Here is a 17076-nt window from a genome sequence, read left to right as displayed (position 1 = left end):
CTTACAAGCTTTTCGCCAGAAATGTGCGCGTGCGGCCCTTCGGAAAATCCGGCAGGGTGCCGAAAGGCTTGTAGCCTTGGCGCTGATAGACCTTCAGCGCAACAGGGCTGAAAGTGTCGATATATGAGCCGTGGCAGCCGCGCGCGGTGCCTTCGTCTTCAGCCGCCTGCAACATGCGCGCGGCCATGTTCTGCCCGCGAAGGCGCTCGTCCACCCACAGCCACTGCACGTAGAGCCAGCCCCAGGCCGTGTAGCCCGATATGCCGGCAGCAATGGCGCCGTCATCGTCCCGAACCAATACCGCTAGCGGCCGCCTGTCGGCCGGTCCCACATCGCTTGTATTGAAGGCGGTGAGATTGTCGCCGACGATGGCCAGATCCTCGGGCGAAGGGGTTTCGGTGACTTCGATATCCATGCGGCTGCCCTGTGGGAATGAGTGCGAAGCGCTGGCTTGGCGCTAGCTCAACAGCTTTCCGTTGAACCAATCGACCAGGCTCTGCAAGCGGCAAATGCGAGGGCAACATGGCCAGCCGGCTGTCATCTCGCAGTGAGGGGCATGAACTGCCCCGGGTACTACCATCAGTTAGGGCTGACCGCCGTTTACAACGCCCGCGCTTGGTTGTTTGATGTCATCTTAGATCGGCTGCAGCCCGTAAAAAGGAGAACACGCTTCTCCGAAAGACTTGGATTGGAGAGACATTCGGAAATTCGCTTGTAGGGGAAACATAGGGTCCGGGAGGGGGAGCCATGGATCATGCGGGGGTGTCGAAGAGCGAGGCTGACAAAGCCTCCACGCCGGGAATGTTTCTGTCCATAGCTCTGCTCACGCTCTCGCTGTCGGCGCTCGTGCAGTTCCTGTGGCAAGGAACGGTGCTTTTCATGCGCGAAGCCGGCCAGCCTTCGCAGATGATCGGGCTGGTTTATCTGACGGGATTCCCGTGGCTCCTTCGGTTCTTATGGGCGCCCTACATCGATCGCCACGGCAGCCGGCGGTGGGGGCACTTCCGAAGCTGGATCATCGTCACGCAGATCGCCATCACGATCGGCCTCCTGCTCTTGCCTCTCGTCGATCCGCTGACCTCGCTCTATGCCCTCCTTCCACTGCTGGCCATTCTTAGCGCGATCATGGGCACGCAGCAGTCGGCGATCCTCGGGCTGATGGCGGCACGGCTCGCCGAGAAGGACAGGCCCAAGGGCATGATGGTCAAGGCGATCGCGTTCGCCGCCGCTGGCGTCCTGATGGGGGCCGGCATTCTCTACTGGCTGGGCGACCTCGGCTGGAGGGCCACCACCGGAGCGATTTTTCTGTTCGGATTGCTATGCCTGACAGCATTGCTGCCGATGAAGCTCGACGCGGGCTACGCCCCGCCTCCGTCGACTGTCAATCTCCGGAACCAGTTCGCCATCCTCTGGCGCCCCGGGCCGCGCCGGCTGCTTCTCATCACGCTCGGGGTCAACGGTGCCGTTGCCACCACCTACGGCCTGCAGTCCATCATGCTGATCGATGCAGGCTTCGCCATTTCGGAGGCAGCGCTGATCACGATGGTTGCCGCGGCGGCCGTCGGCGCGTTCGGAGCGCTCGCCGCTCGATATCTCGTCGAGCGCCTCGGCGGCTATATGGCTGCCAGCGTGCTCGGCTTTGCCCTTGGTGCCACCTGCCTCGCATTCGCGGCGCTGCTTGCGAAGGGCCCGGACAAGGGCGTCGTCGTCGCGCTGGTGCTGGTGATCAGCTTCCTGAGCTTCGGCCTCATCCCGGCGACCAAGGGCATCCTGCTCGGCTACTGCTCCGAGGGGCGCAAGGCAACCGACGTCTCGGTGTTCTCCGGGGTCGAGGCGCTTGCCTTCATGGTCCTGGTCAGCGGGGCGAGTGCGATCGCCGATCTTGTCGGCTTCGCGCCGATCCTGGCGGCTGCCGGATGTATTTCGGTAATCGGTGGGGCATTCGCATTGCGGCAACGACAGGAGACCGCTCCTGCGCGAGCCTTGGTCCAAGCAATCTGATCGCTGCCCGTACGTGGCTGATACGCGTCCTCACCCGATGGCGGTCAGCTCAGCGGGGATCGGCCAGCCAAGGTCCTCCGCGACCTCTTGCGGCACAACCTCGGCGCCAAAGCGTCGTGACATATGCGTCGCCAGGTTGAGCATGACGTTGCGACGATGGTTCCGTTGCCGGAAGTGCCGTGCCGACAGGTTGTAGAGGTATTCGACGAAGCCCCGGGCCAGCAATGCATTGTATTTGTCGAGTGCGGCTTCGAGATGGTGCGGGAGCCATTCGACATGGGCCGGGGTGACATAGAAGCCGATCTGGACGCGCGTTAGCGGGCGCAAGGCATAAAGCTCGGTGCAGGTCCGATCCAGGGCCGGGCGATCGTCAGCGGCAAGCAAAGCGGTGCATTTCAGTACCAACAAATAGATATGGAACTCGCTGCCGCGCTCCGATAGCTCGATCCCCTTGTCTAGCAGCACGACTGACTGGTCGATCGCCCCTTTGAACATGCGGATTTGCCCCTGGACGGCAAAGGCGGCGGCGAAGGCCGTGCTTTTGGCGAATGCCTCGTCGGCAAGCTTCTCGGCCAGGTCCAAATGCCCGCGGCCTATGAACATGAGAAGCTTTGCGATGCCGAGCACCAGAAGCGGATTGCTCTGCACTTTTGGTAAACTGGTGAAGGCCAGATCCTCTATTTCGTCCTCGATGGCTCTCCAGGCCGATACCGGCAACTTTTCGGGCTGCATCTGCATCACCAGCTTTGCATAAAGCGTCATGGCCCACATGATGGCGAGCGTCGGGTCGTCGGGACGTTCCGCGCGAGCCGCGGCGAGCTGCACCTCGTTTTCGCGCCAGCTTTCGAGCGACCGCGCAAGCACAATGGCCGCGTCATGGACGCGCAGATGCAAGGGCGTGTCGATCGGAGTGGCGTCCGCGCCGTCCGGGATCGCCAGATGCGCCCAGATGGCCTTCCTGGCCTGCTCCGCAACTTGCTTTGCCGCCTGCGTGATTTCGGCATCGCCGATGTTCACGCGAATGGCGGCGACGACCTGGCGCGTGGAGACCTGCCGCAGGACAAACGCCGCATGAAGGGTGTCGCCCTCGAGATGGAGGCTGACATCCATGTTGTAGTCGACCGTGTTCGGGCTGACCTCCCTGTTCCAGCCGGGTTCTGAAACGACCGGTCTGTCTGGCCCCATCGACTTCCGTAACGCCCGATCCAGTGCGGCCAGTACATGCGCCGCGAGCGGGGAAGCCGCCGCATCCAGCCCATAGACCGGGCCAATGACGAGGAAGGCGGCGGCAGACGCATCGGCCGCCGGCTCCGCGATCCAAATATATCCTTCGCCATACTGTGTCGCGATGAAGCGCGGCTTGCGCGCATTGTCACCCAGCCGGGTCCGCAGGCGATTGACGAGAAAGTCGATATTCCGCTCGCCGGGTTCCGAACCGTCCCTGGCCAGCAGGCCCGTAAGCCAGGCGCGGCTGAGCAGCTTTCCCGGATGGCCGACAAAGTAGAGCAGCAAGGCTCGCTCGTGCCGGGTGAATCTCAGTTCCGTGCCGTCGTCCCGCCGGGCAGACAGCATGTCGGCATCGAATATCAAATCGTGAAAGCGCGTCGCCCGCATTCCTCCCCGCCCCCGCCGAAAGAGAAGGGCAAATAAATCCCTCCCCGAAGCCACTATTGCAATGGGATCATTCCCAATGAGAAAGGACTTATTTTATCGAGATCAAATATTGGCACAACAATCGCCCGCTAACGAATACGGACGCTGGGAGGACAGATCCGTAACGCGTTCGGCGGAGTGAGAATTAAGTCTCCCGCCCGCAAGTACTGTCCTTTCAGCATTGGAAAGACAGCATGTGGCGAGGGTGCGCAAATGATCCGCATTTGGCTGAAGGAAATAGCCGAAGTGCTTCGCGATGCGATCAGGCTGCTGACGCTGATGCGGTCGGCTGCCAACTGGGACCCGCGTGAGAAGGGCCGACCGCCGCGAGATTTCGACGAGCGATGACCGGATGCGGCCCATCCCCTGAAGCCAAACCCCAATTGCCCGAACCGGAGACACATCCAAATGCATACGGCAAACTCGTCCTTCTGCGGCGCTCTAACTGCCGCAATCGTGGCACTGCACTCGGTGGCCTTGTCGCCGGACGCGGCATTTGCTGTCGAGGGCGATGCGGTGGACACGGCCGTCGTCTTCGCCGTCGACAAATCCTCCTCTATCGACCCCAGCACGGCTCAGCTGCAGCTGAACGGTCATGCCGAGGCGCTGCGATCCGCCGAGGTGGCCAAGGCCATCACAAGCGGTCCCATCGGATGCGTCGCGGTCTCCTATGTCGAATGGTCGAGCGTCGGGAAGCTGGACGTGCTCCTTCCCTGGACGAGGCTGTGCGGTGCTGAGGATGCCAGCAATGCGGCGAGCCTTATCCTTGAACGCGGAAGCGACGGCATCGAGCGAAGGGGAGGCGGCAGAACCTCCCTTTCCTTCGCCATCGACGCCGGCAGATTGCTGCTCGGCAGATATCCCGGCCACGCGGGGCGAAAGGTTATCGACATTTCGACCAACGGCATAAACAATGACGGGCTGCCGGTCAGCGACAGCCGGGCGCGGGCATCCGGGGTTGGCTACATCGTCAACGGCATTGCGGTTTCGCGGGACGAGCCGGGATTAACCGATGACCTGCCCGGATATCTGGAAAACAACGTCATCACCGGGGCGGGAGCTTTCGTGGTCGCGCCGAGCAAGCCGGAAGAATACGCGATCGCGCTCCGCCGCAAGCTTGTTCTGGAGATCAGCGACAGCCAGGCCGGCGGTGCCGCCGACGGTCAATATGCCAGCAACAGCGCACTACAGACGGTGCGATAGGTGGCTGGCGGCACTGTGCGACGGCTCCTGGTTTCATGGTTCTCTTCTTTGCCTTGTGGTCTTGAGCGCGGGTCGCATGCTGCAGCGCGTGGCGTGGTCGCAACCCTTCGAGCAGCGGACCAGGGGCGCATTCCCCATCGCATAGATCCTGTTCAAGACGGAGCAGGCAACTTCAGCGCGCTGAACCGGGATGCTCGCCAGTCGCCTGCTGTCCAGGGTGGCCGCTGCGCCGAGGTCTGCGTCCCATACTGTGGCAAGTCCGTCGTTGTTGTCGACACAGCTGTACCTCCCAGGCTGTGTGTCGGCTTGCTCCGTCGAAGGGGCGCGAAAGTCAAAGTTATCCAATGTGAGGCTCCGTATGCATTCCGGGCGGATAAGCCGTTTTGGAGCTCGCTCATTTGATCTCGGTCAAGTCGGGCCAGGCTTCCCTCGTTAAGCAACAGCTTGTGGACAGGAGTCTTCGGCGAACTTCGGTCTGTCGCTTGCTACTGTTACCTACCGCCAGTTGCGACTAAGGACATATTAGGAAACACTTTCGGCCCGTGCTACCGTTTCTCACTCGCTGTAACGGGCGAACTCGGCCAATGCCTCATGGTGCCAGAGCAGAGTCTAGGAGAAATCCCGTCGCTGTGGCGGTCGGCCTGCCGGATGCACCGGTGCTGAGCACCACGCGCGCGGCGCGCGGTACAGGCATGGAGTTTCTTGAGCTCAATTGCGAACGGCGCAACTCGGGCGTCACCGTACCAGTGCGCGAAAATGCTTTTCTGATCGCGCTTCAATTGAAAAAGGCCACAGATTTCGACCTGTTTGCCGGGGGCAGGTTCATACGGCCCGAGGGCTTTGAGGCCGGCGAAACCGCAATCTTTGACCTCAGGATGGAGCTGGCCACCGATCTGCGTGACCCGTTCCATGCCATAAATCTCTACGTGCCGCACAAAGCTCTTCTGGCCATGGGCGATGAAGGGGATATACCGCGGCATATCCAGGAACTTCGCCATACAGTCGGCGGCACCGCTCGCGATCCGGTCGCCCGCGATTTGCTGCTGTCCATGCGCACGGCGCTGGCGAGACCGCAGGAAGTGCCTGACCTGTTCGTGGATCACATGGCACTGGCTCTTACGATCCACCTCGCCAGCAATTACGGCAACGTCGCTCAGCTGCCGCGACAATGGGGAGGCGGTCTTGCGCCATGGCAAGAACGCCGGGCCAAGGAACTCATGGATGCCAGCATCGATAGCGGCCTCACGCTGGAGACGCTCGCGCAGTCATGCAGCCTTTCGAAGCGGCATTTTACGCGCGCTTTTCGCCAGTCGACCGGGCTGGCGCCTTACCAATGGCTGCAGCATCGCAGGATAGACAGAGCAAAGCAGCTCTTGGCGCAATCGAATATTTCGCTCAGCGCCATCGCCTTCGAATGCGGCTTCGCGGACCAGAGCCACTTCACGCGGGCGTTCTCGCGCGTTGCCGGTGTCACGCCTAAGAAATGGCGCCTCACCAAGCTTGCATAGATTTGGCCGGATCGTTCCACGTTTGGCCGTTTCGTTCACGATCCAACGGCCGCTCCCTCATAGCATCTCGACTGTCAAAGTTCTGAAAGGAGAACTCAGATGTCGAGTTTGTTCACTTTACTGGCAGCAGCCTCCGCGCTTGCACTGGGTGTCAGCGCAACGGCAACCAAAGCCCAGGCCGCCGATGTGAAATCCGTCGTGCTCGTGCATGGCGGTTTCGTCGATGGCTCCGGATGGCAGGGCGTCTACGATATCCTGAAGAAGGATGGGTACGACGTGACGATCGTCCAAAATCCCACGACTTCGCTCGCGGATGACGTGGCCGTCACCAAGCGCGCCATTGCCGCGGCTCCGGGCCAGGTGGTCCTGGTGGGGCACTCCTATGGCGGCGTCGTCGTGTCCGAAGCCGGCACCGATCCCAAGGTGGCGGCAGTCGTCTACATCACCGCTTTTGCCCCTGATGCCGGCGAGTCGGTTTCGAGCCTGATCGCCAACCCGGCGCCGGGCGCTCCGGTGCCCCCGATCCTGCCCCCGACCGACGGCTACCTGTTCCTGGACAAGGCGAAGTTCGCAAGTTCGTTCGCCGCCGACGTCAAGCCGGAGCTTGCAGCCTTCATGGCCCATTCGCAGGTTCCATGGGGCGTGGCAGCACTTGAGGGCAAGGTCACGGCTCCCGCCTGGAAGGTGAAGCCGAGCTGGTATCTCGTCGCGACCGAAGACAAGATGATTCCGCCCGAGGCACAGCGCGCAATGTCCAAGCGCGCCGGCGCAACCGTGACCGAGGCCAAGGGCAGCCACGCGATCTATGTTTCGCAGCCCAAGGCAGTGGCATCGCTCATCGAGCATGCTGCGAAGAGTGTAAAAACGGCGGCAGCGCAGTAAATGCGGTCTGCGTAGTCGAGAAGCGGATGGGTTGAAAACGGGCGGCTTTGCTGCCCGTTTTCGGGCAATGGGCTAGCCGCTTAGAAGAAATGGCGCGCCCGAAAGGATTCGAACCTCTGACCCCCAGATTCGTAGTCTGGTGCTCTATCCAGCTGAGCTACGGGCGCGCAACCGATCGTCTATCAGGCGATCGTCATCGGCCGGCTAAGTGTTCCGGCCCCGATGTGAGTGCTACCTAACGGCTGAAACGACGAATTGCAAGCGCCTGTCGAAAAACTTTTTGCTCATTCACAGGCGCCCGCAAAAACTCCTTGAAGCCGCTAGGTCACCTTGGCCGCCGCGCCAGCCATGGCAAGAGGCTGTGCCGTCTCGTGAGCCGGCAAGATGAGTTGCGGCCTCGAATCTGGGGTCGAATCGGCGGTGTTGCCGCGGCGCGATTCGCTAGGCCGGGCGGCGCAGATTGGTGCGGGCCTCGTCGAGCCGTACCGGCTGGTCGGGGATGGTGATCGAGAACACGGTGCGTCCGCCCACGCTTTCGACAAGCTCCAGCGTGCCTCCGTGGGCGCGCACCAGCTCATAGGCAATGGCCAGCCCCAGTCCGGTGCCGCCGCTGCGGGCCGAACCGCGGAAGGCGGAAAACAGGTTTTCGCGCGCCTTTTGCGGCAGGCCGGGGCCGGTGTCGGCAACCAGGATACGGCTGACGCTGCCGTTGCGCTCGGCCGAGATGCTCAGCCGCTTGACGATCGCGCTCTCCTTGTCGCCGGCCATCGCCTGTAGCGAGTTGCGGCAGAGATTGGTCAGCACGCGCACCAGCTGTTCCGAATCGGCGTCGATCTCGAAATCGGCGGCCACCAGATTTTCGAACTCGATGTCGCCTTCCGGCTCGATGCCCAGCAGGCCCTGCACGTCCTCGATTGTCTGGCGCAGCCGAAGTCGGCGTCGCGAAGGGGGCGCTTCCTGCGTGCGGCCATAGGTGATGACGCCCTCCGAATAGGAGACCGCGCGGTTCAGCGCGCGCACCAGCTTGGGCACCAGCGACTGCACGGTGGGATCCTTCACCATGCTCAGGCGGTCCGACATGAGCTGGGCGGAGGCCAGTATGTTGCGCATGTCGTGATTGATCTTGGAAACCGCGAGCCCGAGGTCCGCCAGATGCTTCTGCTCGCCCAGTGTTCTCTGCAGGCGCAACTGCATGTCGGAGAGCTCGCGCTCGGCCACGCCGATCTCATCGGCGCGCGGCTCCGGCGTGATGATGCTCCCTGGATCGTCCGGCGCTTGCGAGAAGGTGAGCATCGAGCGCGTCATGTCGCGGATAGGGCGAATCATGATCCGGTCGATGGCGTAGAAAACCAGCGTCGCGGTGAACAGCGAGATCAGCAGCGACAGCAGTGCCACATTGCGCGAATAGGTCAGCATCGCCTTGCGCAGCTTGTGGTCGGTGATGATCAGCTCGAACTCCTTCTCGCTGTCGCCGACATGCCCGAATACGCGCAATATGCGATTGCCGCCGAAAACCAGCGTGTCCAGCGCCTCGCGCATGGCCACCACCGGTCCGGTGTTGCCAAGGTCGATATGCTCGTCCACCTGCTGCGGCACTTCCGATGCCACCAGCATGCGTGATTCGCCGCCGTCGCGGATCGCGATCGCCTTGACGCCCATCGATCGCAGCACTTCGTCCTGCACATCGCGCGAGAGGCCGGGTGAATTGTTCTGGACCAGAAGCACCGAGACGGCAGCGGCGGTGCCCAGCCGCTCTTCCAGCCAGCGCAGCCGGAAATAGGCGATCGATGGCAGGAAGATCAGGATTTCGGCGAACAGCACGAAAATCGCGGTGAGCACCAGCAGCTTGGTCGACAGGCCGCGCGCCAGCGGCACCGTTCGTGCCTGGCTCCTGCCGGGATCGGTGATGGCGCTGTCTGCCATATGAAAGTCTGCCGCTCCAGAACCCTGTTCAGTCGAATTTGCGCAGCAAGTTGACCAGCCGGCGCACCAGCGGCTTGCGTGCCATGGGGGTAAAGTAGGCCACCGCGGCGCGTTTGCCAATTTCGCCCAGCGTGGGGTAGGGCGCAACGTAAGAGGCTATGTCACGCAAGGTCAGATTCTTGGATAGGGCCAGCGCCCAGACGCTGATCAGTTCACCGGCCTGCGCGCCGACAATGGACACCCCGAGGATCCGTCCCCGGGGGCTGGCGATCACCTTGATATGGCCGTGGGTGCGGTGCTCGGTGCGCGCCCGGTCGTTTTCGGCATAGGGCCAGCGCAGCACGCGGATCGACCTGTAGGCCTTGGTCGCCTCCGCCTCGGTCAGGCCGATATGGGCGAGCTCCGGTTCGGTGAAGGTGACCCTCGGGACGATGTTGGGCCGTTCGCGTACGGGCAGTTTGAACAGGATCGAGCGGACCACCAGCCCGGCATGGTAATTGGCGGCATGGGTGTATTGCTGCAAGCCGGTCGCATCGCCCACCGCATAGATGCGGCGGTTGCTGGTGCGCAGCCGGTTGTCGATCTGCAGCCCCCATTCGCCATGCACCACGCCGGCCTTGTCGAGGCCCATGCCTCTCAGATTTGGCACGCGGCCGGCCGCGACCAGGAGATGCGTGCCTTCGACGGTTTCGCTGCCGTCGGCCGATTTGAGGCTGAGCTGCACGGAGCCCAGCCCGCGCTGCACGACGCGCGTGACCTCGGTTCTTTCGTGGATAACGACGCCCTCGTCGCGGATCTGCTTCAGCACGATGGCGGCGAGTTCCGGGTCTTCCTTGCCGAGTGCGGTGGCGATCTCGACCACCGTCACCTTCGAGCCGAGCCGCCTGTAGGCCTGCGCCAGCTCCATGCCGATGGCGCCGCCGCCGATGATGATCAGATGCTCCGGCCTGGTTTTCAGGTCGAAGATCGTCTCGTTGGTCAGGTAGTCGGCCTTGTCGAGACTGGGAATTGGGGGCACGAAAGGCGACGAGCCGGTGGCCAGAACGAAGTAGCGCGCCTGGATTTCCGTATCTTCGGCGACGAGCGTCTGCGGGTCCCTGAAGCGGCCTTCAGCCCTGATCACGTGGACGCCGAGGGCGTTGAAACGCTCGGCCGAGTCGTTGGGCGCGATTGAGGCGATTGCCTCATGTACGTGGCGATGGACGGCTTCGAAGTCGATCTCGGGTTCGACCGCGCCGATGCCGAGGGGGGAGCCCTCGCGCATCGACTGCGCATGGCGCGCGGCGGCAATCAGTGCCTTGGACGGGACGCAGCCATAGTTGAGGCAGTCGCCGCCCATCTTGCCGCGTTCGACGAGCACCACGTCCACCCCGAAGGCCACCGCCGCCGCGGCTACCGACAACCCACCTGACCCGGCGCCGATCACGCAGATGTCCGGGGTCAGGGTTTTCGTCATTCGTTCGCTTTCTGAAACGGGACGTTGCGCCGGACCGGCGCCGAAAAAATCAGCTGAAAATCAGATACGTGAGGCCCACACTCTCTTTACGATGGTGGCAAGCGCCGCGACAAGCGCGAGCGCCAAGAAGGCGATGGTTATCTGTGGCGTGACGAGGTCTCGGACCGTGGCCTGCTGGCCGGCCGTTTCCGCCGCCATCAGCACGCTGTCGCAGCCCTGGCCGAGCCAGGCATAGGCGAAGCCGCCGGGGATGATGCCGATGAAGGTTGCCGCCACATAGGTGCGCAGCCTGACATTGAACAGGGCAGGGGCAACGTTGACCATGAAGAAGGGGGCGAACGGCGCCAGCCGCAGCACCAAAAGATAGGCGAAGGCGTTCTTTTCGAAACCGTCCGAGAGCCTGCATGCGAAGCCACCGACGCGGCGCCTGAGAAAATCGCCGCAGACCGACCGCGCCGCCAGGAATATCACCGTCGCGCCGATCGTAGCGGCGACGATGGCATAGATGCCGCCCAGCAGCCACCCGAACAGGAAACCGCCGAACACGGTGAGTATGGATGCTGCCGGGAAGGAAAAGGCGACGGCTGCGGTGTAGACCGCCATGAAGCCCAACGGCGCAAGGATTGGGTTGTCGGCGACGAAATCCTTGAGGGCCTGTCGGCTCTCAGCGAGATAGTCGAGCGTCAGGTAGTGCTGCCAGCCGAGCACATAACCGACGGCGAGACCCGCAGCCACGACGACGAGCGGTGCAAAACGCCAGCGCCCGGCCGCGCGCCCGCCCGTGTCGAATTCTCCCGTCATGTCGGCCCCGATCGCCTCTCCAGCCCTCATCCCGGCTTCCATCATGGGTTCGCGCGGGTCCTGGCCGCAAGAGGTCATATCGTTTCCATTGTTGTTTCTGTAGTGACAGGTGGATTGGAATTATGGTGCGCGCAAGCCGTCCGGGAAGGTCTCACCGCCTATTGAAGTATCGGAAAGAAAACCTCACCGGTTCGTGAGGATTTTGCGCATATTGCCGCCGATTGACTCAGCTGGCCCTTCTTTCTATAAGCCGCTCACGCTCGGGCCGAACTCCCGGCGCGATTTCTATTGCGCTTGAGTAGGCTGGGCATAGCTCCTGTTACACCGTGACAGAATTAAGAAGGGCCGCACACCGCGGTATTAAAACAAATGAAGCGTACTTATCAGCCATCCAAACTCGTCCGTAAGCGCCGTCACGGTTTCCGTGCTCGCATGGCCACCAAGGGCGGTCGTGCCGTCGTCGCGGCTCGCCGCAACCGTGGCCGCAAGCGTCTTTCCGCTTAAAGCGAGAGACGAGACCGTTGCCGGCTGCCGGCAAAACCGAATTTCCGTCTCCGCTGCGGCTTCGCAAGCGAGCAGAGTTCCTGGCCGTCCGTCGCGGTGAAAAACGCCGCGGGCGGCTTTTCCTCATGGAAGTTCTGGACCGTGGCACGACCGATGCTCCGCGCGTCGGTTTCACGGTCACCAAGAAAGTTGGCAATGCGGTTGTCCGAAACCGCATTCGCCGCCGCCTCAAGGAGGCGGTTCGCGTCCATGCCGCAGGTGACATGACGCCTGGCAAGGACTATGTGATCGTCGGGCGGGAAGACGTGCTGACGGTGCCGTTTGAGCAGCTTGCCGCCGAGCTTTCACGACGAATTCGCGGTACGCGTTAAGGGTTTTCGATGGAAAACAACCGGAATTTCTTGATCACGATCGCGCTTTCCGTGCTGATCCTGACGCTGTGGCAGGTGTTCTACATGAACCCCCGCGTCGAGAAGGAGCGCGAGACCGCTCGCATCGAGCAGCAGCGCGTCGAGGCGCAGAAGCAGACCCAGCCCAGCTCGGGCGAGGTTCCTGCCGCGCCGCAGGGCGGCGTGCCCGGCAGCAACACCGGAACCGCCGGTGCTGTGCCCGAAAGCCGCGAGCAGGCAGTGGCCGCTTCGCAGCGCGTGAAGATCGATACGCCGAGCATCGGCGGCTCCATCAACCTCACCGGCGCCCGCATCGACGACGTGCTGCTGAAGGACTATCACCTCACGGTCGACAAGAATTCGCCCAATATCGACCTGCTCAACCCGTCGGTCCTGCCGAACGGCTACTATGCCGAAATCGGTTTCGTCGGAAATGCAGAGACCGGCAGCGTGCCGGGCCCGGACACCGTCTGGACCGCCGAGCCCAATGCGGTGCTGACGCCCACCACGCCTGTGACGCTGACCTACACCAACGACAAGGGCCTGACGTTCAAGCGTACGATCAGCATCGATGCCAACTACATGTTCACCGTCACAGACACGGTGACGAACAGCGGCTCGGCCCCCGTGTCGCTCTCCAACTATGGCCGCGTCATCCGCTTCGACAAGCCGCTCGTCGCCAGCACCTATGTGCTGTTCGAAGGCCTGATCGGCGTGACCGGCAAGGAGGGCCTGCACGAGGTCAAGTACTCGCAGATCGAGAAGGACAAGCAGGTCGTTCCCGGCAAGTCGGACGACGGCTGGCTCGGCATCACCGACAAGTACTGGGCGGTGGCCATGGTGCCTTCGTCCAAGCAGTCCTTCCAGCCGCGCTTCAGCTATTTCGACGACGGCCGTCCGCGCTTCCAGTCGGACTTCATGTCCGACCCGATGACCGTGGCACCGGGCCAGTCGGGCACTGTCGAGACGCTGGTTTTCGCCGGCGCCAAGGAAGTGGCCAAGATCAACGCCTATGAAAAGGACCTCAACATCCGCCAGTTCGATCTCCTGATCGACTGGGGCTGGTTCTATTTCATCACCAAGCCGATGTTCTGGCTGATCGACAACCTCTACAAGTTGCTCGGCAATTTCGGCCTCGCCATCCTAGCCACGACCGTTCTGGTCAAGGCCATCTTCTTCCCGCTCGCCAACAAGTCCTACAAGTCGATGGCGAAGATGAAGATGGTGCAGCCGCGCATGCTTGAAATCCGCGAGAAATATGCGGACGACAAGATGAAGCAGCAGCAGGCCATGATGGAGCTGTACAAGACGGAGAAGATCAATCCGCTGGCGGGCTGCTGGCCGGTGCTGATCCAGATCCCGGTGTTCTTCGCGCTCTACAAGGTGCTCTACATCACCATTGAGATGCGGCACGCGCCGTTCTTCGGCTGGATCCAGGACCTTGCCGCGCCCGATCCGACGTCGCTGGTCAATCTGTTCGGCCTGCTGCCCTTCGCGGCGCCGACCTTCCTGCACATCGGCGTCTGGCCGCTCATCATGGGCGTGACCATGTTCCTGCAGATGCGCATGAACCCGACCCCGCCCGATCCGACGCAGGCAATGATCTTCAACTGGATGCCGGTGATCTTCACCTTCATGCTGGGTTCGTTCCCTGCCGGCCTCGTCATCTACTGGGCCTGGAACAACACGCTGTCGATCATCCAGCAGAGCGTCATCATGAAGCGCCAGGGCGCCAAGATCGAGCTCTGGGGCAATCTGGCTGGCATGTTCAAGAAGAAACCCAAGCCCGCCGAATAGCGGGCACCCAGATCCTCGAAAGGCCCCGGCTTGTCCGGGGCTTTTGCTTTGACGCATCGAGCAAGTCGGCGCCTGGCGGTTGACAACGGCAAGCCCAGGCTAGATGCCATATGAGAGGCCGACACCCGGCTGGAGCAAGCAGCGTGACCGAACAGACTGAGACGAAATCCGTATTGCCGTTGGCCGGCAGCCTCTTTACCAACCCGTGGATCTTCATCCGCGGCGTGCCGTCCATGAAGTTCCTGCCGCCGGAAGGTCCGCCCGAGATCGCCTTTGCCGGCCGCTCCAATGTCGGCAAGTCGTCGCTCATCAATGCGCTGGTCGGCCACAAGGGGCTGGCGCGCACCTCCAACACGCCCGGCCGCACGCAGGAGCTCAACTACTTCGTGCCCGACGGCTTTTCCGGCAAGGAGGGCGACCTGCCGCCGATGGCGCTGGTGGATATGCCCGGCTACGGCTACGCCAAGGCGCCGAAGGACCAGGTGGATGCCTGGACCAAGCTTGTCTTCGACTATCTGCGCGGCCGCGTGACGCTGAAGCGCGTCTATGTGCTGATCGACGCGCGCCATGGCATCAAGAAGAACGACGAGGAGGTTTTGACCTTGCTCGACAAGGCTGCCTGCTCCTACCAGATCGTGCTGACCAAGACCGACAAGATCAAGTCCGCCGGCGTGCCGCGGCTGATCGCCGAGACGTCGGAAAAGATCCGCAAGCGCCCGGCGGCCTTTCCGGCCGTGCTGTCCACCTCGTCCGAAAAGGGCGAAGGCCTGGAGGAATTGCGCGAGGCCATCGCGCTCGCGGTGAGCGGCGGCTGAAGATCGTCTCTGAGCCGGCCCTGTGCGATTTAGCCTGGGCCGGCCATGGACGCGCACTGCTGCAGCCATAATTTTCGTATTGCCGATCCTTACCAGAAGGAGGCAGCGATGGTCAGCAAGGCGCTTTATGTGAGATTGAAAGCCAAGCCGGGCAAGGAAGCCGAGGTGGAGGCCTTCCTCAAGAATGGCCTGGCTCTGGTGCAGAAGGAGCCGGCGACCACCGCCTGGTTCGCCATGAAGATGAGCCATTCGACCTACGGCATCTTCGACGCCTTCCCCGACGAGGCGGGGCGCGACGCGCATCTCACCGGCGAGGTGGCCAAGGCCCTGTTCGCCAAGGCCGAAGAGATGCTTGCCGAGACGCCGACTGTGCAGAGGATCGATCTTCTGGCCGCCAAGCTGCCCTGAAGCATTTTGCAGCCCAGCGGAATCGCTTGGCGTCACACAAATGATCCATGTCGCCGACAAGGCGTTGCGTCCGAAGGCGTAGAGCCATTCGGTCGTACGAGGCTGGCCTTTTTCGCCTTGCGCGATAGGTCTAGGCGCGGGGTATGAATGTTGGCGGGAACTCAATCCTCAAAGCGAGTTGATTGGCCTCCGACATTCGCGCGGCGTAAGACTTTGCATTCAGGAGAAATCGCGATGAATCGTCGCCACGTGCTGCTCGGCGGCACAGCCGTTGCTACATTTGCCGTCTGCAATGCCATCCTGTGGCGGATGGACGAGCCAGATGAAGCGCTGGCAGAGACGTTCGAGGTCCACAAAACCGACGCCGAATGGCGCAAGGTCCTGGCGCCCGATCGGTTCGCGGTTCTGCGCAAGCAGGAAACCGAGCGAGCAGGTTCCAGTCCGCTCGACCACGAGAAGCGCCGGGGTGTCTACCACTGCGCCGGCTGCGACCTGGCCGCCTATTCGTCCGATGCGAAATATGACTCTGGCACCGGCTGGCCGAGCTTTTGGCAATCCTTGCCCAATGCGATCGGGACCCGGGAGGATCACTCCTTCTTCATGACCCGCACCGAGGTTCATTGCCGCCGCTGCGGCGGGCATTTCGGGCACATCTTCGACGATGGTCCGCCGCCGACCGGCAAACGCCATTGCCTGAACGGGCTTGCGCTGAGTTTCAAACCCGCAACAGCCTGAAACTTCCGCCAGTCGGCGGTGCTTGCCGATTGCTCCAAGGTGCCTTTGTCGCTAAGTAACCGACGATTCCATCCGACGGGGAACTCCTCTCATGACATCGACGGAAATCGCGGCCAAGGCAGCGGAGCAGGCGAACCTCCTTTCGGCTGCGCTGCCCTACATGCAGCGCTATGAACACAAGACCGTGGTGGTGAAATATGGCGGCCATGCCATGGGCGACAACACGCTCGGCAAGGCCTTCGCCCGCGACATCGCGCTGCTCAAGCAGTCGGGCGTCAACCCAATCGTCGTCCACGGCGGCGGCCCGCAGATCGGCGCCATGCTCAACAAGATGGGCATCGAGTCCAAGTTCGAGGGCGGCCTGCGCGTCACCGACCAGAAGACGGTCGAGATCGTCGAAATGGTGCTGGCCGGCTCGATCAACAAGGAGATCGTCGCCCTCATCAACGCCGAGGGCGAATGGGCGATCGGCCTGTGCGGCAAGGACGGCAACATGGTCTACGCCCAGAAGGCGCACAAGACCGTCAAGGATCCCGATTCCAATATCGAGCGCGTCCTCGATCTCGGTTTCGTCGGCGAGCCGGTCGAGGTCGACCGCAAGCTGCTCGACCTCCTGGCGCGCTCCGAGGTTATTCCAGTCATCGCGCCGGTGGCGCCCGGCCGCGACGGCCACACCTACAACATCAATGCCGACACCTTCGCCGGCGCCATCGCCGGTGCGCTGAACGCCTCGCGCCTGCTCTTCCTCACCGACGTGCCGGGTGTGCTGGACAAGGACAAGAACCTGATCGACGAGCTGACAGTGGCCCAGGCGCGGGCGCTGATTGCCGACGGCACCATCTCCGGCGGCATGATCCCCAAGGTCGAGACCTGCATCGAGGCCATCGAGCGCGGCGTGGAAGGCGTGGTCATCCTCAACGGCAAGACACCGCACTCGGTGCTGCTCGAACTCTTCACCGAGCACGGCGCCGGAACGCTGATCGTTCCGTAAGGCACCTCTA

The 17076-nt window shown here is 62.5% G+C and carries 17 protein-coding genes and 1 tRNA gene; 12 read left to right on the top strand and 6 right to left on the bottom strand.

Going from position 1 to position 17076, the window contains the following annotated elements; all coding sequences use genetic code 11:
• Nucleotide 1 precedes the first annotated feature (1 nt).
• A complete protein-coding gene (locus M2281_RS07370; protein WP_280820410.1) occupies nucleotides 2-415 on the bottom strand; it encodes a GNAT family N-acetyltransferase in 414 nt (137 codons plus the stop codon).
• Nucleotides 416-747: 332 nt separating this feature from the next.
• Between M2281_RS07370 and M2281_RS07365 the strand changes: the two genes are divergently transcribed.
• Nucleotides 748-2001, top strand: coding sequence for an MFS transporter (locus tag M2281_RS07365; protein WP_280820409.1), 1254 nt, complete (start codon nucleotides 748-750; stop codon nucleotides 1999-2001).
• A 30-nt stretch (nucleotides 2002-2031) separates the two neighbouring features.
• Here M2281_RS07365 and M2281_RS07360 read toward each other — a convergent pair whose 3' ends face one another.
• Complete coding sequence (locus M2281_RS07360; protein WP_280820408.1) at nucleotides 2032-3615, bottom strand: winged helix-turn-helix domain-containing protein; 1584 nt, start codon at nucleotides 3613-3615, stop codon at nucleotides 2032-2034.
• Nucleotides 3616-3867: 252 nt separating this feature from the next.
• Between M2281_RS07360 and M2281_RS07355 the strand changes: the two genes are divergently transcribed.
• From M2281_RS07355 to M2281_RS07340, 4 genes are all read left to right on the top strand, one after another.
• Complete coding sequence (locus M2281_RS07355; protein ID WP_280820407.1) at nucleotides 3868-4002, top strand: hypothetical protein; 135 nt, start codon at nucleotides 3868-3870, stop codon at nucleotides 4000-4002.
• A gap of 60 nt (nucleotides 4003-4062) precedes the next feature.
• Nucleotides 4063-4857, top strand: a complete 795-nt coding sequence (locus tag M2281_RS07350; RefSeq protein ID WP_280820406.1) for a DUF1194 domain-containing protein — start codon at nucleotides 4063-4065, stop codon at nucleotides 4855-4857.
• A gap of 629 nt (nucleotides 4858-5486) precedes the next feature.
• Nucleotides 5487-6365 carry a helix-turn-helix domain-containing protein gene (locus M2281_RS07345; protein ID WP_280820405.1) on the top strand — a complete coding sequence of 293 codons (879 nt, stop codon included), beginning with the start codon at nucleotides 5487-5489 and terminating at the stop codon, nucleotides 6363-6365.
• 99 nt (nucleotides 6366-6464) lie between these two features.
• Nucleotides 6465-7247 (top strand): alpha/beta hydrolase, encoded by a 783-nt coding sequence (locus tag M2281_RS07340; protein WP_280820404.1) that lies wholly within the window; start codon nucleotides 6465-6467, stop codon nucleotides 7245-7247.
• Nucleotides 7248-7337: 90 nt separating this feature from the next.
• Here the strand turns inward: M2281_RS07340 and M2281_RS07335 are convergent.
• The 4 genes from M2281_RS07335 to M2281_RS07320 all read right to left on the bottom strand — a co-directional run bounded on the left by M2281_RS07335 (nucleotide 7338) and on the right by M2281_RS07320 (nucleotide 11505).
• Nucleotides 7338-7414, bottom strand: a tRNA-Arg gene (locus M2281_RS07335).
• 274 nt (nucleotides 7415-7688) lie between these two features.
• Complete coding sequence (locus M2281_RS07330) at nucleotides 7689-9170, bottom strand: HAMP domain-containing sensor histidine kinase (protein WP_280820403.1); 1482 nt, start codon at nucleotides 9168-9170, stop codon at nucleotides 7689-7691.
• A 28-nt stretch (nucleotides 9171-9198) separates the two neighbouring features.
• Nucleotides 9199-10626, bottom strand: coding sequence for a dihydrolipoyl dehydrogenase family protein (locus M2281_RS07325; protein WP_280820402.1), 1428 nt, complete (start codon nucleotides 10624-10626; stop codon nucleotides 9199-9201).
• 60 nt (nucleotides 10627-10686) lie between these two features.
• On the bottom strand, nucleotides 10687-11505 hold the full coding sequence (locus M2281_RS07320) for a TVP38/TMEM64 family protein (protein ID WP_342394246.1): 819 nt from the start codon (nucleotides 11503-11505) through the stop codon (nucleotides 10687-10689).
• 291 nt (nucleotides 11506-11796) lie between these two features.
• On the opposite strand from M2281_RS07320, the gene rpmH reads away from it, so the two are divergent.
• From rpmH to argB, 7 genes are all read left to right on the top strand, one after another.
• Nucleotides 11797-11931 (top strand): 50S ribosomal protein L34, encoded by a 135-nt coding sequence (rpmH, locus tag M2281_RS07315; RefSeq protein ID WP_083867726.1) that lies wholly within the window; start codon nucleotides 11797-11799, stop codon nucleotides 11929-11931.
• A 17-nt stretch (nucleotides 11932-11948) separates the two neighbouring features.
• Nucleotides 11949-12302 (top strand): ribonuclease P protein component, encoded by a 354-nt coding sequence (gene rnpA, locus M2281_RS07310; protein WP_280820401.1) that lies wholly within the window; start codon nucleotides 11949-11951, stop codon nucleotides 12300-12302.
• A gap of 9 nt (nucleotides 12303-12311) precedes the next feature.
• Nucleotides 12312-14117 (top strand): membrane protein insertase YidC, encoded by a 1806-nt coding sequence (yidC, locus tag M2281_RS07305; RefSeq protein WP_280820400.1) that lies wholly within the window; start codon nucleotides 12312-12314, stop codon nucleotides 14115-14117.
• A 143-nt stretch (nucleotides 14118-14260) separates the two neighbouring features.
• Nucleotides 14261-14932 carry a ribosome biogenesis GTP-binding protein YihA/YsxC gene (gene yihA / locus M2281_RS07300; RefSeq protein WP_425537683.1) on the top strand — a complete coding sequence of 224 codons (672 nt, stop codon included), beginning with the start codon at nucleotides 14261-14263 and terminating at the stop codon, nucleotides 14930-14932.
• 108 nt (nucleotides 14933-15040) lie between these two features.
• Nucleotides 15041-15340: a putative quinol monooxygenase gene (locus M2281_RS07295; protein ID WP_280820398.1), complete on the top strand. Its 300-nt coding sequence runs from the start codon at nucleotides 15041-15043 to the stop codon at nucleotides 15338-15340.
• 234 nt (nucleotides 15341-15574) lie between these two features.
• Complete coding sequence (gene msrB / locus M2281_RS07290; RefSeq protein ID WP_280821146.1) at nucleotides 15575-16075, top strand: peptide-methionine (R)-S-oxide reductase MsrB; 501 nt, start codon at nucleotides 15575-15577, stop codon at nucleotides 16073-16075.
• Nucleotides 16076-16166: 91 nt separating this feature from the next.
• Nucleotides 16167-17066: an acetylglutamate kinase gene (gene argB, locus M2281_RS07285; RefSeq protein ID WP_280820397.1), complete on the top strand. Its 900-nt coding sequence runs from the start codon at nucleotides 16167-16169 to the stop codon at nucleotides 17064-17066.
• The last annotated feature ends 10 nt before the right edge of the window (nucleotides 17067-17076 follow it).

Origin of the sequence: Pseudaminobacter soli (ex Li et al. 2025) (assembly GCF_029892515.1) — a bacterium.
GTDB lineage: Bacteria > Pseudomonadota > Alphaproteobacteria > Rhizobiales > Rhizobiaceae > Pseudaminobacter > Pseudaminobacter soli_A.
Note: the sequence above shows the minus strand (reverse complement) of the source record. Positions and strands in the feature narration are given on the sequence as shown.